Here is a 21,182-nt window from a genome sequence, read left to right as displayed (position 1 = left end):
GCGCGGTGACGACGCCCGCGGAAGGGAGCGGCGAAGAATTCTCAAACTTTTTCGGAGAACCGCGTAATGAACCGGGGGCACCCTCGTCTCTTCCGGTAGAGACAGCCGAAATGGACTCCACCGGGGGGCGGAGTTCCGGCGCTGGTGCGGGGGGTACTGCACCAGTGGGCGGGTCGGGATCCTCGGGGGAGGAGCTCCCGGCCCCGCCCGCTCGAGCGGGAGGGAATGGGCCGCCGATCTGGGGAGAACGGCGGCCCACCACTCCCACACCTGCGAGACGCACGTCACCGATCTGGGGAGTCCGGTGACACCGTCTCGTCCGATCGACCGGAGACCGCAGTGCTGCGCGTCGCGCGGAGCGCTGTCGTCCTAGGCGGGCAGCGCCGGTCCCGTCCAGACCCGCGCGACGCGCAGCTCCGCGTCCAGGAGCACCGCATCGCCGAGCAGGCCGGGGCGCAGCGCGCCGAGGTGGGCGTCACGTCCGATCGCGCGGGCCGGGGTCTCCGTGAGCGCCCGCACGACCTCCGGCAGCGGCACGCCCGCCGCCACCGCCCGCTGCAGCGCGACGTCCTGGGTCAGGGTGGAGCCGGCGATCGAGCCGGTGTCGTCGGCGCGGGCCACGCCGTTCTCGACGGTGACCTTGACCGCACCGAGGTCGTACTTGCCGTCGGCGCTCCCGGCCGCGGCCATGGCGTCGGTGATGAGCGCCACGCGCTGCGGCGCCGCGTCGAACACGAGCTTGACGACGTGCGGGTCGAGGTGCACGTCGTCGGCGATGGCCTCCAAGATCACCCGGTGGTCGGCGGCCGCAGCCAGCACCGGTCCGGGCGCGCGGTGGTGGATGCCGGGCATCGCGTTGAACGCGTGGGTCAGCAGCGAGGCACCGGCCTCGAAGGCGGCGACGGCCATCGCGGCGTCGGCGTCGGTGTGCCCCACCGCGGCCGCGGCACCCGCCGCGACGATCTGACGGACCGCGTCGATCCCTCCGGGGAGCTCCGGCGCGATGGTGACCTGACGGACGGTGCCTTCTCCGGCATCCAGCAGACGGGCCACGTCGGCCGGGACGGGGTGCCGCAGCAGCGAGGGCTCATGGGCGCCGTGGTGCCCGGGGTCGAGGAACGGGCCCTCCAGGTGCGAGCCGAGGACGTCCGGGTCGGTCCTGGTCAGGGTGGCGATCAGGGCGACGCTGCGGGCGAGGTCGTCGATCGTGCCCGTGACGAGCGAGATGACGGCCCTGGTGGTGCCGTGCTCGCGGTGCAGATCCCGCCCGGTCCGGATGGCGTCCACACCGTCGTCGTACGCCGCACCCGCTCCGCCGTGACCGTGGATGTCGACGAAGCCCGGCGTGAGCAGCGCGCCCGCGCCCGCCACGGCGGTCGCGTCCACGACCTCCGTCGCGGGCTCCCAGTCCGGTCCGGTGCCGCGGGACGCTACGACGCCGTCCTCGATGCGCACCCAGCCGTCCTCGACGATCTCCCCGCGATCGACGAGGCGGGCGGAGTGGATGACGAGGGAACCGGTCGCGGAGGAGAGGGTCTTCAACGGGCGCTCCAGGGGATCTCGGGGGCGGGGTGGAAATCGACCCCCTCAGCCTTCCACAGCGGCGCGAGGGCGCCGACCCGGGCGCGGAAGGACTCCCACGTGCGGCCCACGCCCTCGCGCGGCGACCAGGCGATCTCGGCCTGCGCGGCGGCACGGGGGAACACGAGCTGCTCCACCTCGTCGAGCGTGCGGGTGGTCTCGGACCACAGCGGCGCCTCGATCCCCAGGATCGCCTCGTCCGGCACGTCGAGGACGACGGTCGGCTCCCACTCGTACGCGCGGCGGACGTCGATGATGGCGGCCCAGGTGAGTCCGAGCGGGAACTCGGCCGTGTACTTCATGTCGAGATAGGTCGCATCCGCCGCCGACATGATGAGGGCTCCGCCGCGCTCGACGAAGTGCGCGGCCTCCTCGGCATGCGTGCCCGTCGGCGTCGTCATGCCCCAGTACTGCCCGATCGTGCCGCGGGCGATGCCGGCCGCCGACCCCATCTCGTGCCACGCGACCGGGGTCTTGCCCTCCTCGACGACGATCGCCGTCGCACGCTCCGCGAAGAGGTCGAAGTCGGCCTGGGGTGTGCCGAGGGACTCGTCTCCTCCGATGTGGATGTAGGGCCCCGGGGTCATCTCGGCGAGCTCGCGGACGACGTCGCGGACGAACCGGTACGTCTCCTCCTCGTGGATGCGCACGCTGGAGTGCCCGACGCCCCAGCCCAGGTAGGGCTCTCCGGCCACGGGGAGCGGCTGGCCGAGCTGCTCGGACTGGGCGACCAGCGCGTCGTTCAGCACCGGGGCCTCGACCAGCTCCGGATAGGCCACGCCGATCGCGTGGGTGTGGCCGGGGAGGTCGACCTCGGGGATCACGATCATGTGGCGCGCCGCCGCGTACGCCACGATCTCGCGGTAGTCGTCCTTGGTGTAGAAGCCGCCGGGGGCGCCGTCGGCCGCGGTGGCGGCGGCGCGCTCGGTGAGCAGCGGCCAGGAGTCGATGTGCACGCGCCAGCCCTGGTCGTCGGTGAGGTGCAGGTGCAGGTGGTTGAACTTCAGCGCGCTGGTGCTGTCGATGAACCGCTTCACGTCGTCGACCCCGAAGAAGTGCCGCGCCACGTCGAGCATCACGCCGCGGCGGGCGAAGCGCGGGGCGTCGGCGATGTCGGCGCGGAGCAGCGCCCAGCCGGCGTCGTCCTCCCGGAGCAGCTGCAGCAGCGTCTGGACCCCGTAGAAGAGCCCCGCCTCATCGGCGCCGATGAGGATGGCGCGGTCGCCGACCTCGAGCGCGTAGCCCTCCGGCGCGGACGAGGCCGCGTCGACGAACAGCTCGATCTCGGCGGGGCCGGAGTCCACCGCGGTGAGGCGGAGGCCGGTGCGGCGTTCGACGGCGTCGATCAGCTGTCCGGCGGCGGGGGAGGTGCCGAGCACGCGCGTCGTCGCGGCGAGCGGCAGACGTCCCTCCCTGGCCTTCGCGGACACCGGAGCGGGGACGAGGGGCAGATCAAGAGGTAGGACCATGAACAAAACCTAGCCAACGAAACGCCGCAGGGGAACAGGGGATCGAAACGATTCTGCAGACGGTGGGCACGATGCCCGAAACGACCGCGTGCGCGGCGTCGCGCATCGGCTATGCTCGTAACCGTCGCGACTGGCGTCTGGGTGGACAACCACCGGGGAGCGACTGACCACGGAATTCGACCGCGCGCCTGGGCCGATAGGAACACCCTTTTCGAATCCGTCGTCAAAAGGAGCACGTCATGACCGACCGTTACTTCAACGCCCCGCTGTCCGAGGTCGACCCGGAGATCGCCGAGGTCCTCGATCGCGAGCTGAAGCGTCAGCAGACCTTCCTCGAGATGATCGCCTCGGAGAACTTCGTCCCCGTCTCGGTCCTGCAGTCGCAGGGCTCGGTGCTCACCAACAAGTACGCCGAGGGCTACCCCGGCCGCCGCTACTACGGCGGCTGCGAGGAGGTCGACGTCGCGGAGGAGCTCGCCATCTCCCGCGCCAAGAGCCTGTTCGGCGCCGAGTTCGCGAACGTCCAGCCGCACTCCGGTGCGTCCGCGAACGCCGCGGTCCTGCACGCGATCGCCCGCCCCGGCGACACCCTGCTCGGCCTCTCGCTCGACCAGGGCGGCCACCTCACGCACGGCATGAAGATCAACTTCTCCGGCCGCCTGTACGACATCGTGGCCTACGGGGTCGACGCCGAGACCTCGACGATCGACATGGACGAGGTCCGCCGCCTCGCCATCGAGCACAAGCCCAAGGTCATCATCGCCGGGTGGTCCGCCTACCCGCGGACGATGGACTTCGCCGCGTTCCGTGCCATCGCCGACGAGGTGGGCGCGATCCTCTGGGTCGACATGGCGCACTTCGCCGGCCTCGTCGCCGCCGGCCTGCACCCCAACCCGGTGCCGCACGCGCACGTCGTGTCCTCCACCGTGCACAAGACCATCGGCGGCCCCCGCTCGGGCTTCATCCTCACCAACGACGCCGACCTCGCCAAGAAGATCAACACCGCGGTCTTCCCCGGCCAGCAGGGTGGTCCGCTGATGCACGTGATCGCGGCGAAGGCGACCGCCTTCAAGCTCGCCGGCACGCCGGAGTTCAAGGAGCGCCAGGAGCGTGTGCTGCGCGGGGCGAAGCTCATCGCCGAGCGCCTGTCGCAGCAGGACGTGAAGGACGCCGGCATCGCCGTGCGCTCGGGCGGCACGGACGTGCACCTCGTGCTCGTCGACCTCCGCGACGCCGAGATCGACGGCAAGCAGGCGGAGGACCTCCTCCACGACATCCACATCACCGTGAACCGCAACGCCGTGCCGAACGACCCGCGTCCGCCGATGGTGACCTCGGGCCTGCGGATCGGCACGCCCGCGCTCGCGACCCGCGGCTTCGGCGACGCCGAGTTCACCGAGGTGGCCGACATCATCGCCCTCGCGCTGCTCCCCGGTGCCGACATCGAGGCGCTCCGCGCCCGCGTGGACGCGCTCGCCGCGGCCTTCCCGCTCTACCCGGACCTGCAGCAGTGACCGCGGTCGTCCTCGACGGCAAGGCGGCGGCGGCCGAGATCCGCGCCGAGCTGACGGAGCGGGTCGCTGCGCTGAAGGAGAAGGGCGTCACCCCCGGCATCGCCACGGTGCTGGTGGGAGCCGACCCCGCCTCGCAGCTCTACGTGGGCATGAAGCACCGGCAGTCCGAGGCGATCGGGATGAACTCGATCCAGCGCGAGCTGCCGGCTGACGCCACCCAGGCCGACGTCGAGGCGCTGATCGACGAGCTCAACGCCGATCCCGCCTGCCACGGGTACATCGTGCAGCTGCCGCTGCCGAAGCACCTCGACACCGACGCGATCCTGGAGCGGATCGATCCGGCGAAGGACGCGGACGGGCTGCACCCGACCAACCTCGGGCGCCTCGTCCTCAACGTGAACGCGCCGATCCACACGCCGCTGCCGTGCACCCCGCGCGGGGTCATCGAGCTGCTGCTGCGCAACGACTACGACCTCAAAGGCAAGCACGTCGTGGTCGTCGGTCGGGGTGTCACGATCGGGCGTTCGATCGGGCTGCTGCTGACGCGTCGCGACCTCAACGCCACGGTCACGCTGACGCACACCGGCACGGTCGACATGCCGCGTTACCTCCGCGAGGCCGACGTGATCGTGGCGGCGGCCGGCGTGAAGCACCTCATCCGCGCCGAGGACGTCAAGCCCGGAGCCGCGGTGCTGGATGTCGGCGTGACCCGCGAGACCGACCCGGAGACCGGGAAGAACCTCGTCTTCGGCGACGTCGCTCCCGAGGTCGCCGAGGTCGCCGGGTACCTGTCGCCGAATCCGGGAGGGGTGGGGCCGATGACCGTCGCCCTGCTCATGACCAACGTCGTCGAGGCGGCCGAGCGGACGGTCTGACCTCCGCGCCGCGCCCGCAGATTCACGCGAACGCCGCAGGGATCCCGGGGATCTCTGCGGCGTTCGTGCGATTCGGCGGACTCAGCCCTGGCCGTGCAGCGAACTCTCCACGCCGCTGATCCGGGCCTGCTCGTCGAAGCGGATCGTCGCGGTGCCCGAGGCGTCCGTCACCGTGGCGCCGGAGAAGGACTCGTCCGTCCAGGTGAGGGTCCAGCCGGCGAGACGCGCGAGGTCCCAGACCGCCGTGCGGGCGTCGGGGAGGGGCGTCTGCGCGAGGGTGCGGGGCAGGGCCGCCACCGTGTCGGCGACCGTGAGCGGGGCGAGCGGGGCGTCGAGCAGGAACACCGCGCGGGTGCCGCCGTCGACGGGGGCCGAGTAGTAGGGGGAGCGCCCGGTGAGCTCCACCGCCACGCCGCCGATCGTGTGCGCCGCGCGGGCGATCCACTCCGCGTCGCCCGAGGCATCGGCCGGGAACGGGACCTCGGGGGCGGTGAGATCGGCGATCCCGTGCTGCTCGCCGTACGCGCGGAGCCGCGCTGCGACACCCTGGGGGTCGCCCTGGGGGTGCGCCCATGCCCACAGCAGCGAGCGGGGGCCGGGGGCGATCGTGGCGATGAGGTGCGCGCGGGTCACGAGCTGCCGGGTCGGGTCGTCGTTCGCGGTGAAGGTCAGCGTTCCCGCCGCGAGGTCGGCGTCCCACCGGTGCTCGCCGAGCGCATCGGCGGCCGCGGAGAGGGCGTCCTGGCGGAGCGCGGTGAAGAGGGCGGCACGGTCGGCGAGGGGCTGCAGCGGGGGGAAGGTCATGCCCACAGTCTCGCCGGGATTGCTATGAATCCGCCACTCCCGCGCGCTCCGGGACGGCCGCCGCGGGCCGCCCCATCCGCCACACCGCGGGGACGAGCAGGGTGATCAGGGCGATCGCCGCATAGAGGACCGCGGAGGTGGTGAGCACGGTGGCCGGCTCCGCGTGCGTGATGAGCCAGCCGTACACGAGCGTGCCGATGGGCATCACGACGAAGCTGCCGAGCATGTCGTAGCTCGCGACCCGCGAGAGCTTCTCCCCGGGGATGTTCTCCATCATCGCGAGGTTCCAGCCTGTCGCGAAGACCTCGGCTCCGGCTCCGGCGACGAACGCCGCCATCGCGAGCATGACCACGGCCGGGTGCACGCCGAGGAGGGTGAGCGGCAGGGCGAACGCCGCCATCCCGATCATCCCGTAGCGCAGGGGCCGGCGGAGCGGGAACCACATCAGCAGCAGGGTCATCACCAGGACTCCTGCGCCCTCCGCGCTCACGACCCACCCCCAGCCGGAGATGCCGAGGCGATCGTCGTTCTTCGCGATGTACGGGCCGACGACGCCCCAGGCGCCCACGTGGATCGCGTTCATGATCATGAAGGCCAGCACGATGGTCCACAGCCAGGAGCGGCTCCAGAACTCGTGCCACCCCACCCGGAGGTCGTGGAACATCGTGGTGCCGCCGGAGGCCGCGGGCGGCGGGAGCTTCACGAGCGCGAGGACCGGGATCGCGAGCAGCCACCCCGCCGCCTGCACGACCATGGCCCACGCGGGTCCTGCGGTGGCGACCAGGACGCCCGCGACGACCGGTCCGCCGATCGTGACGGCCGAGCGGACGAACGACAGCATCGCGTTCGCCTGCTGGAGGTGCGCGGGGGTGGTCAGCTGCGGGATGATGCCCTGCATCGCGGGGAGCACGAACGCGGACGAGGCGCCGTTGATCGCGGAGAGCACGGCGAGGAGCGGGACCGTGGCCGTGCCGGTGAACAGGAGAGCCGCCATCGCTCCGACCGACAGGATGTCCACGACGTAGCAGGACTGGATGATGAGAGCGCGGGGGAGGCGGTCGGCGACGACGCCCCCGAACAGGACGAACACGATGTTGCTGATCGTGAAGGCGGCCAGCACGATCGAGAGCGACCGGGCGTCGTTGTCGATCTCGAGCACCGCGAAGGCCAGGGCGATGGCCGACATCGAGCCCGTGACGAGCGTCAGGGTGCGCGCGAGGAAGAACCACCGGAATTTGCGGTCCTGCATCGCCGCCAGTCTGTGCACCGGCTCATCCTTCCCGGCCGCTTCGAATCGCGCAAATGGCCCCATTCCGGCCGCGGATGGAGCCAGGTGCGCGACTCGAAGTCAGTAGCTGGGGCGGCCGGAGGCGTCGGAGCGGGGGAGGAAGCGGGCGGCGAGGGCCTCGGAGGCACGGGCGAGGAGGGCGACGTCGGCGCCCACGGCCACGAAGTCCGCACCCGCCGCGAGATACGCGTCGGCGGCGGAGGGATCGAAGGCGTTCACGCCCACGGGCTTCCCGGCACCGTGCACCGCGGCGAACACCGACTCCACAGCGGCGACCACGTCCGGATGCGTCTGCTGTCCGAGCAGGCCCATCGACGCGGACAGGTCGGAGGGGCCGACGAACACCGCGTCCACCCCGTCGACCGCGGCGATGTCGGCGGCGGCCCCGACCCCCGCGGCCGTCTCGATCTGCACCGTGAGCGACACGTGCTGCGCCGACTCCTGCAGGTAGCGGTCGACGCGGTTCCAGCGGGCGCTGCGGGCGAGGGCGCTGCCGACGCCGCGGACGCCCTCGGGGGGATAACGGGTCGCGGCCACGGCAGCCCTGACCTCGTCGGCGGACGACACCATCGGCACGATGAGGTTCTGCGCGCCGAGGTCGAGCACCTGCTTGATCGCGACCGCATCGTTGAAGGGCACCCGGACGAGCGGGGCGACCGGATAGGCCGCGACCGCCTGGAGCTGGGTCAGCACGGACTCGAGCGTGTTCGCCGAGTGCTCCATGTCGATGAGCAGCCAGTCCAGCCCGGAGCCCGCGGCGACCTCGGCGAGCAGCGGGCTCCCGGAGCACACCCACATCCCCACGAAGGGACGATCGGACGCGGCGAGCTGCGCGCGGAAGGACGGGTCTAGACGAAGCGGCATGTGATGGTCCCCATCGGTCCGTAGTCGCACAGCACCTCGTCGCCGCGCGACACCCACATCGGGCGTGTGAACGATCCTGCCAGGATGATCTCGCCCGCCTCCAGACGCGCGCCGTGCTGATGGAACTTGTTCGCGAGCCACGCGACCCCGGTGGCCGGATGCCCGAGCACGCCGGCGGCGACACCGGTCTCCTCGATCTCCCCGTTGCGGGACAGCACGCCGGGCACCCACCGCAGGTCGATCTCGTCCGGGCGCTTGCGCACCGTCCCCAGCACCATCGCCCCGTACGCGGCGTTGTCGCTGATGGTGTCGACGATCGTGCGGCCCTCGAGCTCGATGTGCGAGTTCAGCACCTCGAGGGCCGGCACGGCGTAGTCGATCGCGGCGAGGGCGTCCTCCAGTGTGCAGTCGGGGCCCTCCAGCGGTTCCTTGAGCACGAACGCCAGCTCGACCTCGATGCGGACGTTGGAGAAGTGATCCGTGGGGATCTCCGCGCCCGACTCGTACACGGTGTCGTCGAACATGACGCCGTAGTCGGGCTCGGTGATCCCCGTCGCCTGCTGCATGGCCTTCGACGTCAGGCCGATCTTGCGCCCGACCAGCCGGCGGCCCGCCGCGACCTGCGAATCCCGCCACACGCCCTGGATGGCGTAGGAGTCCTCCACGGTCGCCTCCGGGTACCGCGCGGTGATGCGCGGGATCACCCCGTGCGTGCGGTCGGCTTCCGCGAGCTCCGCGGCGATCTGCGCGATGGTCTCCTCAGGCAGCATGAGCGTCTCCTAGAGCTGGTGGCCGAGCTTGTACTCGCCCTGCTTGTACTCGGGCATCGAGGTCTCGCCCTCGTCCGCGCGGGTGTAGGAGAAGCCGTCGGCGCCGATCGTCACGGCCATCTCGCTGGAGTCCGTGCGGGCGACGACGGGCTGCGGGTTGCCGTCGAGGTCGAGCACGAGCGAGGCGTCGGTGTACCAGGAGGGCACCACCGGGGTGCCCCACCAGTCGCGGCGCTGGTTGTCGTGCACGTCCCACGTGACGACCGGGTTGTCCGGGTCGCCGGTGTAGTAGTCCTGCGTGTAGATCTCGACGCGGTGGCCGTCCGGGTCGCGCAGGTAGAGGTAGAACGCGTTGGAGACGCCGTGCCGGCCGGGGCCGCGCTCGATGGCGTCGGAGCGGCGCAGCGCCCCGAGCTTGTCGCAGATCGCGAGGATGTTGTGCTTCTCGTGCGTCGCGAAGGCGACGTGGTGCATGCGCGGACCGTCGCCGCCCGTCGCCGCGGTGTCGTGCACGGTGGGCTTGCGGCGCATCCACGCGGCGTACACGGTGCCCTCGTCGTCCTGGATGTCCTCCGTCACGCGGAAGCCGAGGTCCTGGTAGTGGCGCACCGCGCGCGGCACGTCGGGGGTGACCTGGTTGAAGTGGTCGAGGCGCACGAGCTCGCCGGGGGTGTGCAGGTCGTACCGCCAGGACAGGCGCTCCACGTGCTCGGTGGCGTAGAAGAACTCGTACGGGAAGCCGAGCGGGTCGACGACGCGCACGGAGTCGCCGATGCCCTTCACGAAGCCGTTCTCCTGACGACGGACGTCGCAGCCGAGCTCGGTGTAGAACTCCACGGCGCGGTCGAGGTCCTCCGCGGCGCGCACCCGGTATGAGAACGCGGCGACCGCGGCGATGGGCCCCTGACGCAGCACGAGGTTGTGGTGGATGAACTCCTCGGTCGAGCGCAGGTAGATCGCCTCGTCGTCCTCCTCGGTCACGTACAGGCCCAGGATGTCGACGTAGAACTGCCGCGAGGCGGCCAGGTCGGTCACGACGAGCTCCATGTACGCGCAGCGCAGGATGTCCGGCGGCGTGCTCTTCGGCGTCGCGACGGGGTTGTCGCTCTGGATCGGGGCCTCCTGGCTCACGTAGTAGCCGGAGGAGGTGAGGGTCTTGGCGGTCTTGTCGGTCATGTCAGCGTCCTTGCTTGTGTCCGGCGGGCGTCAGTTCTTGCCGAACGTCGGGTTGTGCGGGGTCGAGGCGAGCGTGATGTGCACGCTCTGCTGGTCGGTGTAGAAGTCGATGGAGCGGTAGCCGCCCTCGTGGCCCAGGCCCGACGCCTTCACGCCGCCGAACGGCGTGCGGAGGTCGCGGACGTTGTTGCTGTTCAGCCACACCATGCCGGCCTCGACGGACTGCGCGAACGTGTGGGCGCGCTTGAGGTCGTTCGTCCAGATGTAGGCCGCGAGGCCGTACTTCGTGTTGTTCGCGAGCGCCAGCGCCTCCTCGTCGGAGTCGAACGGGGTGATCGCGACGACCGGGCCGAAGATCTCCTCCTGGAAGATGCGGGCGTCGGGGGCCACGTCGGCGAACACCGTCGGGGCGACGAAGTTCCCCTCTTCGAAGCCCTCGGGACGACCGCCGCCGGCGACCAGACGGCCCTCGGTCTTGCCGATCTCGACGTAGGACATCACCTTGTCGTAGTGCTCGGGGTGCACGAGAGCGCCGACCTCGGTCTCGGGGTCGTGCGGGTAGCCGACCTTGACGCGCTGCGCCTGCGCGGCGTAGCGCTCCACGAACTCCTCGTAGATCGAGCGCTCCACGATGATGCGGGACCCGGCGGTGCAGCGCTCGCCGTTGAGGGAGAAGACGCCGAAGATGGTCGCGTCGACGGCGGCCTCCAGGTCGGCGTCCGCGAAGACCACGGCGGGCGACTTGCCGCCGAGCTCCATCGACAGGCCCTTGAGGAACGGCGCGGCGTTGCCGAAGATGATCTGCCCCGTGCGGCTCTCGCCGGTGAAGGAGATGAGCGGCACGTCGGGGTGCTTCACCAGCGCGTCGCCGGCGTCTTCGCCGAGGCCGTTGACGAGGTTGAAGACGCCCTGCGGCAGGCCCGCCTCCTCGAAGATGCCCGCCCACAGCGAGGCGGAGAGGGGCGTGAACTCGGCAGGCTTGAGGACGACCGTGTTGCCGGTGGCGAGCGCGGGGCCGAGCTTCCAGGACTCGAGCATGAACGGCGTGTTCCACGGGGTGATGAGCCCGGCGACGCCGATCGGCTTGCGGTTGACGTAGTTCATCTGCTTGCCCGGCACCTTGAAGGCGTCGTCGGCCTGGGCGACGATCAGGTCGGCGAAGAAGCGGAAGTTCTCGGCGGCGCGGCGGGCCTGACCGAGGGCCTGCGTGATCGGCAGGCCGGAGTCGTACGACTCCAGCTCCGCGAGCCGGGCGTCCCGCGACTCCACGATGTCGGCGATCCTGTGCAGCACGCGCGAGCGCTCACGCGGGAGCATCCGCGGCCAGGGACCTTCGTCGAAGGCGCGCTTGGCGGCGGCGACGGCCCGCTCGATGTCGGCCTTCTTGCCGGCGGCGGCCGTCGTGTAGGTCTGGTTCGTCACCGGATCGAGCACGTCGAACGTGTCGCCGTCGATCGAGTCGACGAAGGCGCCGTCGATGTAGTGCTGGATGTGGTCGGGCAGGTCGGCGGGGATGCGGGAGTCGGTCATGATGCTTCTCCTTCGGCGGGGACGGAACGGGTGTGCAGGGCGTCGAGGAACGCGTCCCTCGTGCGCCACCGGTGGTTGCGGGCGGCGAGCTCGATCTCCAGCGGCTCAGCGCCGTCGCGGATCAGCTCGAGGATCTGGGTGTGCTCGTCGACCGAGTGGTGGGCGCGGCCGGGCACGTAGGCGAAGGTCGAGTCGCGGATGCCGGACAGCCGGGCCCAGCCGCGGTGCACGAGGTCGAGCAGGTGCGGGTTGGGGCACGGCTCGAACAGCACGGAGTGGAACTGCCGGTTGAGCTCGGTGAACGTGTGCGGGTCGAAGTGGTCGAGCAGGCGGCTCATGCGCTCGTTGACCTCGGCGGCCTGCGCGAGCGCGTCCGCGTCGAGCAGGGGAGCGGACAGCGCGGTGGCCGCCCCTTCGACGAGTCCGAGCGTCTGCATCGTGTGGGCGTACTCGCCCTCGTCCACGAGGGTCACGCGGGCGCCGACGTTGCGCTCGAAGGTCACGAGCCCCTCGGCCTCCAGGCGGCGGATCGCCTCGCGCACCGGGACCACGCTCATCCCCAGCTCCTCGGCGATCGGACCGAGGACCAGGCGGTAGCCAGGGCCGTAGGTGTGCGCCGAGATGCGCGCGCGGATCCAGGCGTACGCCTGCTCCGACTTGCTGGCGCTCTCGACCGTGCTCACTTCCGCTCCGCTCCGGTGCCGGTCGCCTGCTCGTAGCGGGCGCGCCATTCGGCGTTCATCGGGAAGAGGCCGTCGACCGGGTGCCCGGCGGCGACCTGCTCGGCGATCCAGGCGTCCTCGATCTCCTGGGCCACGGCGTCGGCGGCGACCTCGGCGGCGAGAGCCGGCGGGATCACGATCACGCCGTCGCTGTCGCCGACGATGATGTCGCCGGGCTGCACGGTGGCACCGCCGCACGAGATCGTCACGTCGACGTCCCACGGCACGTGCTTGCGGCCGAGCACCGAGGGGTGCGCACCCTGCGAGAAGACGGGAAGCCCGATCTCGGCGACGGCCTGGAAGTCGCGGACACCGCCGTCGGTGACCACGCCCGCCGCGCCGCGGGTCTGCGCGCGCAGGGCGAGGATGTCGCCGAGCGTGCCGGTGGTCGCGTCGCCGCGGGCCTCGATGACGATGACCTCGCCTGCGGCGACCGCGTCGAACGCGCGCTTCTGGGCGTTGTACCCGCCGCCGTGACTGCGGAACAGGTCTTCGCGGAACGGCACGAAGCGGAGGGTCTTGGCGGTGCCGACGATCTTCGTATCCGGGAGGTTGGCGGAGACGCCGTCGATGAAGCAGGAGTGGTGTCCGCGCTTGCGCAGCTGGGCCGAGAGGCCGGCGGTGGGGGCTTCGAGGAGCTGGGCGCGGAGCTCGGGGGTGAGCGTGGGCGCGGTGTCCTCGGCGGGCAGGCCGGCGAGCTCGCGGGAGCCCCAGGCCTCGGTGCGCTGGAGGTCGTCCACCGCGGGGAGCGAGCCGAGGTCGCCGTCGAAGGGGACATCCCCCTGCGTGACCGTCGTGACCAGGCGGCCGGACGTGGGGGCGCCGGGGGCGTCCGGGGCGTCGACCTCGATCTCGACCACGTCGCCGGGGACGATGACCGACGAGCCCGCGGGGGTGCCCGTGAGGATCACGTCGCCGGTCTCCAGCGTGAAGTGCTGGGAGAGGTCGGCGACGAGCTGGGCCAGCGGGAAGATGAGGCCGGCGGTGGTGTCGTCCTGGCGGAGCTCGCCGTTCACCCAGGCGCGCACGCGGAGGGCCGCCGGGTCGACCGTGCGGGCGTCGATCAGCTCCGGACCGAGCGGGGTGTACCCGTCGCCGCCCTTGGAGCGGACGTTGGAGCCCTTGTCGTTGGCGCGCAGATCGTAGAGACCGAGATCGTTCGAGGCGGTCACCCACTGTACGTGGTCCCAGGCGTCGGCGAGGGCGACCCGGCGGGCCGGGGCGCCGATGATCAGCGCGATCTCCCCTTCGAACGCGAGCAGCTCGGTGCCGGCGGGACGCTCGACGGTGCCGCCGGAGACCCCGACCGAACTGGCCGGCTTGAAGAAATAGGAGGGGTGGGCGGGGCGTCGACCGCGCTGGTCGGCCCGCGAGGCGTAGCTCAGGTGGATCGCGATGATCTTCCCCGGGCGGGCGATGGTGTCCGTCACGGATGCGCCTCCTCGCGCTCGTCAGGACGCATTGTGCGTCGTATCCGAAATCATATATCATCGTCTCACCCCTCGGCAAGCGGATCGGATTCACGTCCGGGCGCGCCGTGACAACGCGGTCACAAGCACAAAGGAGACACCCCATGAGCGGGCAGTCACAGGGTGGGTTCACGCCCACCGGAACCATCGCGACGGCGGCCGACCGGCGTCGTGTCGTCTTCGCCACCGTCGTCGGGACCACCGTCGAGTGGTACGACTTCTTCATCTACGCCACGGCGGTCGGGCTGGTCTTCGGACAGCTCTTCTTCGCGCCGCTCGGCGCCAACAGCGCTCTCGTCGGCTTCGCCACGGTCGGTGTGAGCTTCCTCTTCCGGCCCCTCGGCGCGTTCCTCGCCGGCCACTACGGCGACAAGCTCGGCCGCAAGGCCGTGCTGATGTGGACGCTGATCCTCATGGGGGCCGCGACCGCCCTGATCGGTCTGCTCCCCACGTACGAGACCATCGGCGTCATGGCGCCGATCCTCCTCGTGCTGCTGCGCATCGTGCAGGGCATCTCGGCCGGCGGCGAGTGGGGCGGCGCGGTGCTGATGGCCGTCGAGCACGCCCCGCGCAAGAAGCGCGGCATCTTCGGCGCCTCCCCGCAGATCGGCGTGCCGCTCGGCCTGCTGCTCGCGTCGGGGGTCATGGCGCTGATGACCGCGATCGCTCCGGGGGACCAGTTCCTCGCCTGGGGCTGGCGCGTGCCGTTCCTGCTGAGCGTCGTGCTGATCCTCGTCGGCTACTACGTCCGCCGTCGCGTGGAGGAGAGCCCGGTGTTCGCCGAGCTCGCCGAGCGCAAGGAGAAGGCGAAGATGCCGATCGTGCAGCTCTTCCGCAAGCACCTGCTGCTCGTCATCATCGCCGCCCTCGTCTTCGCCGGGAACAACGCCGTGGGCTACATGACCACCGGCGGCTACATCCAGGGCTATGCCACGAACCCCGAGGGGCCCATCGGCCTCGAGCGCGGGCCCGTGCTGTGGGCGGTCACCGGATCGGCCGTCACCTGGCTGCTCACCACGCTGCTGGCCGGCTGGGTGTCCGACCGCATCGGCCGTCGCACGACCTACCTCATCGGCTGGGTGCTCCAGCTCGTCGGCGTGTTCACGCTGTTCCCGCTCGTCAACACCGGCGAGGTGGGGCTGCTGTTCGCCGGTCTCGCGATCCTCACGATCGGCCTGGGCTTCACCTACGGGCCGCAGGCGGCGCTGTACACCGAGCTGTTCCCCGCGAGCATCCGGTTCTCCGGCGTCTCCATCTCGTACGCGATCGGCGCGATCGCCGGTGGCGCCTTCGCGCCCACGATCGCGACGTTCATCGTCGATCAGACCGGCTCCACCGAGGCGGTCACCTGGTACCTCGCGGGCATGACCCTCCTCGGCCTCGTCGCCACGCTCCTGCTGCGCGACCGCTCGGGCATCCCGCTCGGTCCGGACCACGAGGAGGAGCAGTCCGTCAGCCCGATCCGCGGGCTCGCGAAGGTCTGACCTCCCTGCCACGAGAGCGCACGTCCCTGAGGGGCGTGCGCTCTCGTGTGTTCCGGCTCAGCCCTCGAGGGCCTCGCGGATGAGGTCGGCGGAGCGCCGGAGGCGCGCGGCGATCTCCCCGTCGTCCAGGTCGGTCGCGACGTGCACGACCGCGATCGCGGCGGGACGCTGGCCGCGCAGACGCAGCGGGACGGCGACGGACTGGACCGTGGGGATGACCTCGTCGTGGCTCGTGGCGTAGCCGCGCGCGGCGGCGCTGTCGACGTCGGCGCGCAGGGCGGGGGAGATGGCGACGGGAACCTCCGCGCCGTCGAGCTGCGCGAGGATCGCCTTCCCTGGGGCGCCGACCGTGACGGAGTGCCGCGCGCCGGGCCGCTGGGCGACGCTGGCGACGGCGTGCCGCGGCTCGACGCTGGCGAGGGTGATGCACTCGGCCCCGTCCAGGACGGCGAGGAAGCAGGTCATGCCGAGCTCGTTCGCGATGGCGGTGAGCTCCGGCAGGGCCTCGGCCTGGAGGTCGTGGGCGACACCGGCGGCGAGGGCGGCCATGCGAGCGCCGAGGCTCACGGCGCCGCTCGCGTCGCGGGTGACGAGACCGTGATCCTCGAGGGTGCGGAGAAGCCGGTAGGCGATGGAGCGATGCACCTCGAGGCGTCCGGCGATGTCGTCGATGGTCAGCGCACCGCGGGCGTCGGCGAGCACCTCGAGGATGCGGATGCCGCGGCTCAGCGTCTGCGAGGCGGGGGCGGCGGGGCGCTCGGACATGGCTCTCCTTGCGATGCGCGAGGCACCGGTCTAGGCTGTGTTCAATAGTAGAACACTGTGTTCGAATATAGAACACAGTGTTCCTGGACGCAACACCCGACGAAGACGTCCGGAAGGAATCGACGACGATGCAGTTCCACCACCACGGCTATGTGTCCGGAGACCCGCGCGTGCAGGACGCCGCCGGCACCGGGATCGACCGCCCCGCCGCCCTGCCCGACGAGGTCGACGTCCTCATCGTCGGCTCCGGGCCCGCGGGCATGCTGCTCGCGGCACAGATGTCGCAGTACCCCGACATCACGACCCGCATCATCGAGAAGCGCGAGGGCCGCCTCGTCCTCGGACAGGCCGACGGCATCCAGCCCCGCAGCGTGGAGACCTTCCAGGCCTTCGGCTTCGCCGAGCGCATCATCGCCGAGGCCTACAACATCGGCTGGATGAACTTCTGGGGCCCCGACCCCGAGCACCCCGATCAGATCGTGCGGACCACCCGCACCGCCGACTACGCCTACGACATCTGCGAGTTCCCGCACCTCATCGTCAACCAGGCCCGCGTGCTGGACTACTTCGCCGAAGCGGCGGCCGACGGCCCCGGACGGATCGTGCCGGACTACGGCGTCGAATTCCTCGGGCTCACCGTGCATGAGGAGGGCGAGTACCCGGTCGAGGTGCGCGTCCGCCATGTCGGCGAAGCCGACGAACGCGTCGTCCGGGCGAAGTACGTGGTGGGCTGCGACGGCGCCCGGAGCGGCGTGCGTCAGGCGATCGGACGCACGCACGTCGGCGCGAGCGCCGCGCACGCCTGGGGCGTCATGGACGTGCTCGTCAACACCGACTTCCCGGACTGGCGCACCAAGTGCGCGATCAACTCGAAGGCGGGCAACATCCTGCACATCCCGCGGGAGGGCGGCTACCTCAGCCGCATGTACATCGACCTCGGCGAGGTCGCGGCGGACGACGACCACCGCGTGCGCCAGACGCCCATCGAGGAGATCATCCGGCGCGCCAATGCGATCCTCCACCCCTACACGCTCGATGTGAAGCAGGTCGCCTGGCACAGCGTCTACGAGGTCGGCCACCGTGTGACCGACGGCTTCGACGACGTCGACCCCGGCGTCGACCGCAGCCCGCGCGTCTTCCTCACCGGCGACGCCTGCCACACCCACAGCGCCAAGGCCGGCCAGGGCATGAACGTGTCGATGCAGGACGGGTTCAACCTCGGCTGGAAGCTCGGTTCCGTGCTGAGCGGCCGTGCGCCCGAGTCGCTGCTGGCCACGTACGGCGCCGAGCGTCGTCCCGTCGCGCAGCAGCTCATCGACTTCGACCGCGAGTGGTCCAGCCTCATGGCGCGCAAGCCCGAGGAGATCTCCGACCCGAACGAGCTGGCCACGTACTACCTGGCGACGGCCGAGTTCCCGTCCGGGTTCATGACCCAGTACACGTCCTCCATGATCACCGGCACGGACGCCCACCAGGCGCTCGCCGTCGGGTACCCGCTGGGCAAGCGCTTCAAGTCGGCGGAGGTCGTGCGGGTCGGGGACGGCAACGTCGTCCACCTCGGACACCACGCGAAGGCCGACGGCCGGTGGCGGGTCTACGCGTTCGGCGACCGGACCGGCGAAGCGCTCGCCGCGTGGGCGGAGATGGCGGCGCCCGTGTTCGCACGGTTCACCCCGGCGGACGCCGACGCCGACGCCGTGTTCGACGTGAAGGCCGTGTATCAGCAGCCCTTCGAGGAGGTCGAGGTCACGACGACGCCCGAGCTCTTCCAGCCGAAGACCGGCCCGCTCGGACTCACCGACTGGGAGAAGGTCTACGCGGCCGGCCCGAGCAAGTGGTGCGGCACGGACATCTTCGAGGCGCGGGAGCTGTCCCGTGACGGCGTCGTGATCGTCGTGCGCCCGGACCAGTACGTCGCCGCGATCCTCCCGCTGGACGGGGTGGACGGCGTGGACGAGCTGGCGGGCTTCCTGGACGGGGCGCTGCTTCCCGCGCGCTGAACCTCGGCATGACACGTGTCATGCCGAGGAGATGACACCGCCCTCCGGACGGCCGCGCGCTCCGGCGCGAGGCTGGAGGCATGAACGAGACATCCGTGCAGGAGGCGGCACCGCGCGTCGCGTCGTCCTCCGCGTCCCCCGCCGTCGATGACAGACCCGTGGCGCTGGAGCTGATCGACGTGCGCAAGCACTTCGGCACCGGCGAGCGCCGCGTGCCGGCCGTCGACGGTGTCGACCTCTCCATCCGGCGCGGCGAGGTGGTCGCCCTGCTCGGCCCCAACGGCGCGGGCAAGACCACCACGCTCGACATGCTCCTCGGGCTCACCGCCCCCAGCAGCGGGACCGTGCGCGTGCTCGGGGCGGCTCCGGAACGGGCCACCGCGAACGGGGCCATCGGAGCCGTGCTGCAGACCGGGGGCCTGCTCGGCGACCTCACCGTCGGCGAGACCGTGCGGCTGATCGCCTCGCTGTACGGGCGGGAAGCCCTCGCACGCGTGCCGGAGGTGATGCGCCGTGCCGACCTCGCCGGTCTCGCGCGCCGCCGGGTGTCCAAGTGCTCGGGCGGCGAGCAGCAGCGCGTGAAGTTCGCGCTCGCGATGATCTCCGATCCCGACATCCTCGTGCTCGACGAGCCGACCGCCGGTATGGACGTCACCGCGCGGCGCCACTTCTGGGACGTGATGCGTGCCGACGCGGACGCGGGGCGCACGATCGTGTTCGCCACGCACTATCTGGAGGAGGCGGAGCAGTTCGCCCGCCGCACGGTGGTCATGCATCGGGGCACCGTTGTCGCGGACGCGCCCACCGCCCTGCTCCGTGCGAGCCTGGGCGAGCGTACGGTCTCGGCCACCGTGCCCGACGTGTCGGACGCGCTGGTCGCCGCCCTGACCGCCGCGGAGGGCGTGAACGGTGTGCGCATCGACGGGGACCGCCTCAGCCTCCGCGCCACCGACTCCGACGCCGCCGCCCGCCTGCTGCTCGACGGGGGAGCGCACGACCTGGAGATCGCCGCCCCCACGCTCGAGACCGCCTTCACCGCCCTCACGGAGGACTGACATGACCACGACCGTCTCGCCCACCATGCTGCGCATCGAGGGGCTGCGCCAATTGCGCAACCCCTACACGCTCGCCTTCACCCTCGCCATGCCCGTGGCCATGTACCTGCTCTTCGGTGCGGGCATGGGGTACGGCACGCTCTCCGCCGGCAACGGCAACGTCTCCTTCTCCGTGATGGTCTCGATGGCGGCCTACGGCACCGCGGTGGCGATGAGCTCGCTCACCTCGCTCGCGGCCACCGAGGCCAAGCAGGGGTGGGGAAGGCAGCTCGCGATGACGCCGCTGACGACCACCGGCTACGCCCTGACGAAGCTGCTCACCGCCGTGTCGTTTGCGGCGCTCGCCCTCGTCGCGGTGTTCGTCGCCGGGCTGCTCACCGGGGCGGAGGCGGACGGTGCCTGGCGCTGGGTCGTGACCGCCGCCCTCATCCTCGGCATCGGCCTCATGTTCGGCCTCTACGGGCTCGGGGTCGGCCTGTTCTTCGGCTCCGACTCCGCCGCCGCGCTCGCGTCCATCTCGATGACCTTCTTCGCCTTCTTCGGCAACGTGTTCATGCCGCTCGACGGCGTCATGCTCGACATCGCCCGATTCACCCCGTTGTACGGCTTCGTCGCCCTGAGTCGGTGGCCGCTGACGGAGGGCGTGCTGACGACGGGGCAGACGGATGAGCTGTGGATGCTGCTCCTCAACGTCGCGGTCTGGCTCGTCGTCTTCGCGGTGCTGGTGACGGTGGGCGTGCGGCGCTCGCGGTCACGACGGTGAGCGCCCCGGCGCGACAGTAGGTTGGACGGATGACGATGCAGGAGGGCCGGGAGGCGGACGCCCGATCCGGGACGGGCAAGGACCCTTGGGCGCGGTTCGGCTGGCTGATGGCGGTCGTCTGGCTCGTGTTCCTGATCTATCCGGTCCTCGCGCTGCTCGCCTCCGCCGCTCCGCCGGCGTGGGTCGTCACGGGGTGGGTGGCGCTGGTCGCGTTCATCGTCCTCTATGTGACGGGGTTCCTGCACGGCATGCGCGGCGGAGGGGGCCTCGGTCGCACCCCCTCGCGGCGACAGTGGATCACGTTCGCCGCGCTCATCGCGTGCGCGCTGGTCACGATCCCGGCCGTGGGCGGGTCGGCGCTGAGCTTCCTGCCGTTCATCATGTCGTTCGCCTCGTACGGACTGACCCGTGCTTGGCACTGGATCACGACCATCGCCGCGCTCGTGGTGGCGGCCGGCTGCGTCTTCCTCATCCCCGACAACCTCTCCTACCTGTCCGTCCTCGCGATCGTCGCCCTCCTCGGCGTCGTGAACACGGTCTCGACCTGGCTCATCGTGCGCTCGGCGGAGGCGGAGCGGCTGGGCAGGGAGCTGGCGACCAGCGAGGGGCGGGAGGCCGTGGCGCGCGACGTGCACGACCTCATCGGCCACTCGCTGACGGTCGTCGGACTCAAGGCCCAGCTCGTGCGGCGGCTGATGGACTCCGACCCGGAGCGCGCCAAGGCCGAGCTCGCCGACATCGAACGTCTGACCGCGGAGGCCATCGCCGGAGTGCGGCAGACCGTCGCGGGTGCGCGGGCGACGACCCTCGTCGAGCAGCTCGCGTCGACCGAGGATTCGCTGCGCGCCGCGGACATCGCGCTCGTCGTGGACGGGACCCCGGACGCCCTCTCGCCGGTCCAGGCGATCACGGCGAGCTGGATCCTCCGCGAGGCGACGACCAACACGCTGCGGCACTCCGGTGCCGCGGCCGTCCGTGTGCGCATCGCTCCGGGCGTGCTCACCGTGGAGGACGACGGTGTCGGGCCCGCGTCCGCGACCGGGCATCGCGAGA

Annotated in this window: 18 protein-coding genes and 1 riboswitch; of the genes, 7 read left to right on the top strand and 11 right to left on the bottom strand. The window is 71.2% G+C overall.

Annotated elements, in window-relative coordinates:
- Window positions 1-369 precede the first annotated feature (369 nt).
- Window positions 370-1,542, bottom strand: a complete 1,173-nt coding sequence (locus D8M34_RS11850) for an N-acetylglucosamine-6-phosphate deacetylase (protein ID WP_126894102.1) — start codon at window positions 1,540-1,542, stop codon at window positions 370-372.
- Window positions 1,539-3,050: a family 20 glycosylhydrolase gene (locus D8M34_RS11845; RefSeq protein WP_126894101.1), complete on the bottom strand. Its 1,512-nt coding sequence runs from the start codon at window positions 3,048-3,050 to the stop codon at window positions 1,539-1,541. Before D8M34_RS11845 ends, D8M34_RS11850 begins: the two co-directional genes overlap by 4 nt.
- Before the next feature lie 116 nt (window positions 3,051-3,166).
- A riboswitch (ZMP/ZTP riboswitch) is annotated at window positions 3,167-3,251 on the top strand.
- Between the two features lie 38 nt (window positions 3,252-3,289).
- On the opposite strand from D8M34_RS11845, the gene glyA reads away from it, so the two are divergent.
- The gene (glyA, locus tag D8M34_RS11840; protein WP_025103803.1) at window positions 3,290-4,564 is read left to right on the top strand and encodes a serine hydroxymethyltransferase; all 1,275 of its coding nucleotides are present in this window, start codon (window positions 3,290-3,292) and stop codon (window positions 4,562-4,564) included.
- Window positions 4,561-5,439 carry a bifunctional methylenetetrahydrofolate dehydrogenase/methenyltetrahydrofolate cyclohydrolase gene (locus tag D8M34_RS11835; protein ID WP_025103804.1) on the top strand — a complete coding sequence of 293 codons (879 nt, stop codon included), beginning with the start codon at window positions 4,561-4,563 and terminating at the stop codon, window positions 5,437-5,439. The genes glyA and D8M34_RS11835 overlap by 4 nt, the downstream gene beginning before the upstream one ends.
- Before the next feature lie 81 nt (window positions 5,440-5,520).
- Here D8M34_RS11835 and D8M34_RS11830 read toward each other — a convergent pair whose 3' ends face one another.
- The 8 genes from D8M34_RS11830 to D8M34_RS11795 form a co-directional block, all read right to left on the bottom strand.
- Complete coding sequence (locus D8M34_RS11830) at window positions 5,521-6,243, bottom strand: DUF6882 domain-containing protein (RefSeq protein ID WP_126894100.1); 723 nt, start codon at window positions 6,241-6,243, stop codon at window positions 5,521-5,523.
- A 22-nt stretch (window positions 6,244-6,265) separates the two neighbouring features.
- Entirely contained in the window at window positions 6,266-7,510 is a 1,245-nt protein-coding gene (locus tag D8M34_RS11825; protein ID WP_161973068.1) for an MFS transporter, read from the bottom strand.
- An 81-nt stretch (window positions 7,511-7,591) separates the two neighbouring features.
- A complete protein-coding gene (locus D8M34_RS11820) occupies window positions 7,592-8,395 on the bottom strand; it encodes an HpcH/HpaI aldolase family protein (RefSeq protein WP_126894098.1) in 804 nt (267 codons plus the stop codon).
- Entirely contained in the window at window positions 8,380-9,165 is a 786-nt protein-coding gene (locus D8M34_RS11815) for a fumarylacetoacetate hydrolase family protein (RefSeq protein ID WP_062766317.1), read from the bottom strand. Before D8M34_RS11815 ends, D8M34_RS11820 begins: the two co-directional genes overlap by 16 nt.
- 9 nt (window positions 9,166-9,174) lie before the next feature.
- Window positions 9,175-10,341, bottom strand: a complete 1,167-nt coding sequence (gene hpaD, locus D8M34_RS11810) for a 3,4-dihydroxyphenylacetate 2,3-dioxygenase (protein WP_025103809.1) — start codon at window positions 10,339-10,341, stop codon at window positions 9,175-9,177.
- A 30-nt stretch (window positions 10,342-10,371) separates the two neighbouring features.
- Window positions 10,372-11,871, bottom strand: a complete 1,500-nt coding sequence (hpaE, locus tag D8M34_RS11805; protein ID WP_126894097.1) for a 5-carboxymethyl-2-hydroxymuconate semialdehyde dehydrogenase — start codon at window positions 11,869-11,871, stop codon at window positions 10,372-10,374.
- Complete coding sequence (locus D8M34_RS11800; protein WP_025103811.1) at window positions 11,868-12,554, bottom strand: GntR family transcriptional regulator; 687 nt, start codon at window positions 12,552-12,554, stop codon at window positions 11,868-11,870. Before D8M34_RS11800 ends, hpaE begins: the two co-directional genes overlap by 4 nt.
- Entirely contained in the window at window positions 12,551-14,023 is a 1,473-nt protein-coding gene (locus tag D8M34_RS11795; RefSeq protein WP_085606815.1) for a fumarylacetoacetate hydrolase family protein, read from the bottom strand. The genes D8M34_RS11800 and D8M34_RS11795 overlap by 4 nt, the downstream gene beginning before the upstream one ends.
- A gap of 143 nt (window positions 14,024-14,166) precedes the next feature.
- Between D8M34_RS11795 and D8M34_RS11790 the strand changes: the two genes are divergently transcribed.
- The gene (locus D8M34_RS11790; RefSeq protein ID WP_085606813.1) at window positions 14,167-15,546 is read left to right on the top strand and encodes an MFS transporter; all 1,380 of its coding nucleotides are present in this window, start codon (window positions 14,167-14,169) and stop codon (window positions 15,544-15,546) included.
- A 57-nt stretch (window positions 15,547-15,603) separates the two neighbouring features.
- On the opposite strand, the gene D8M34_RS11785 is transcribed toward D8M34_RS11790, so the two are convergent.
- Window positions 15,604-16,311 (bottom strand): IclR family transcriptional regulator, encoded by a 708-nt coding sequence (locus tag D8M34_RS11785; RefSeq protein ID WP_126894096.1) that lies wholly within the window; start codon window positions 16,309-16,311, stop codon window positions 15,604-15,606.
- 128 nt (window positions 16,312-16,439) lie between these two features.
- Here D8M34_RS11785 and D8M34_RS11780 point away from each other — a divergent pair, with 128 nt between their 5' ends.
- The 4 genes from D8M34_RS11780 to D8M34_RS11765 all read left to right on the top strand — a co-directional run.
- Window positions 16,440-18,311 carry an FAD-dependent monooxygenase gene (locus D8M34_RS11780; RefSeq protein WP_025103815.1) on the top strand — a complete coding sequence of 624 codons (1,872 nt, stop codon included), beginning with the start codon at window positions 16,440-16,442 and terminating at the stop codon, window positions 18,309-18,311.
- A gap of 80 nt (window positions 18,312-18,391) precedes the next feature.
- Entirely contained in the window at window positions 18,392-19,366 is a 975-nt protein-coding gene (locus D8M34_RS11775) for an ABC transporter ATP-binding protein (RefSeq protein WP_126894095.1), read from the top strand.
- Window position 19,367: 1 nt separating this feature from the next.
- Complete coding sequence (locus tag D8M34_RS11770) at window positions 19,368-20,129, top strand: ABC transporter permease (protein WP_085606807.1); 762 nt, start codon at window positions 19,368-19,370, stop codon at window positions 20,127-20,129.
- 29 nt (window positions 20,130-20,158) lie between these two features.
- The coding region (locus D8M34_RS11765) for a sensor histidine kinase (protein WP_126894094.1) at window positions 20,159-21,182 on the top strand (1,024 nt) is incomplete at its 3' end.

This window comes from Microbacterium sp. HSID17254, assembly GCF_003989315.1.
Lineage (GTDB): Bacteria > Actinomycetota > Actinomycetes > Actinomycetales > Microbacteriaceae > Microbacterium.
Note: the sequence above shows the minus strand (reverse complement) of the source record. Positions and strands in the feature narration are given on the sequence as shown.

Excerpts from the sequence above, each read along its gene's own strand:
- D8M34_RS11845 (WP_126894101.1), bottom strand. The coding sequence starts at position 3,050 with ATGGTCCTACCTCTTGATCTGCCCCTCGTCCCCGCTCCGGTGTCCGCG.
- glyA (WP_025103803.1), top strand. The coding sequence starts at position 3,290 with ATGACCGACCGTTACTTCAACGCCCCGCTGTCCGAGGTCGACCCGGAG.
- D8M34_RS11830 (WP_126894100.1), bottom strand. The coding sequence starts at position 6,243 with ATGACCTTCCCCCCGCTGCAGCCCCTCGCCGACCGTGCCGCCCTCTTC.
- D8M34_RS11820 (WP_126894098.1), bottom strand. The coding sequence starts at position 8,395 with ATGCCGCTTCGTCTAGACCCGTCCTTCCGCGCGCAGCTCGCCGCGTCC.
- D8M34_RS11815 (WP_062766317.1), bottom strand. The coding sequence starts at position 9,165 with ATGCTGCCTGAGGAGACCATCGCGCAGATCGCCGCGGAGCTCGCGGAA.
- hpaD (WP_025103809.1), bottom strand. The coding sequence starts at position 10,341 with ATGACCGACAAGACCGCCAAGACCCTCACCTCCTCCGGCTACTACGTG.
- hpaE (WP_126894097.1), bottom strand. The coding sequence starts at position 11,871 with ATGACCGACTCCCGCATCCCCGCCGACCTGCCCGACCACATCCAGCAC.
- D8M34_RS11790 (WP_085606813.1), top strand. The coding sequence starts at position 14,167 with ATGAGCGGGCAGTCACAGGGTGGGTTCACGCCCACCGGAACCATCGCG.
- D8M34_RS11785 (WP_126894096.1), bottom strand. The coding sequence starts at position 16,311 with ATGTCCGAGCGCCCCGCCGCCCCCGCCTCGCAGACGCTGAGCCGCGGC.
- D8M34_RS11780 (WP_025103815.1), top strand. The coding sequence starts at position 16,440 with ATGCAGTTCCACCACCACGGCTATGTGTCCGGAGACCCGCGCGTGCAG.
- D8M34_RS11775 (WP_126894095.1), top strand. The coding sequence starts at position 18,392 with ATGAACGAGACATCCGTGCAGGAGGCGGCACCGCGCGTCGCGTCGTCC.
- D8M34_RS11770 (WP_085606807.1), top strand. The coding sequence starts at position 19,368 with ATGACCACGACCGTCTCGCCCACCATGCTGCGCATCGAGGGGCTGCGC.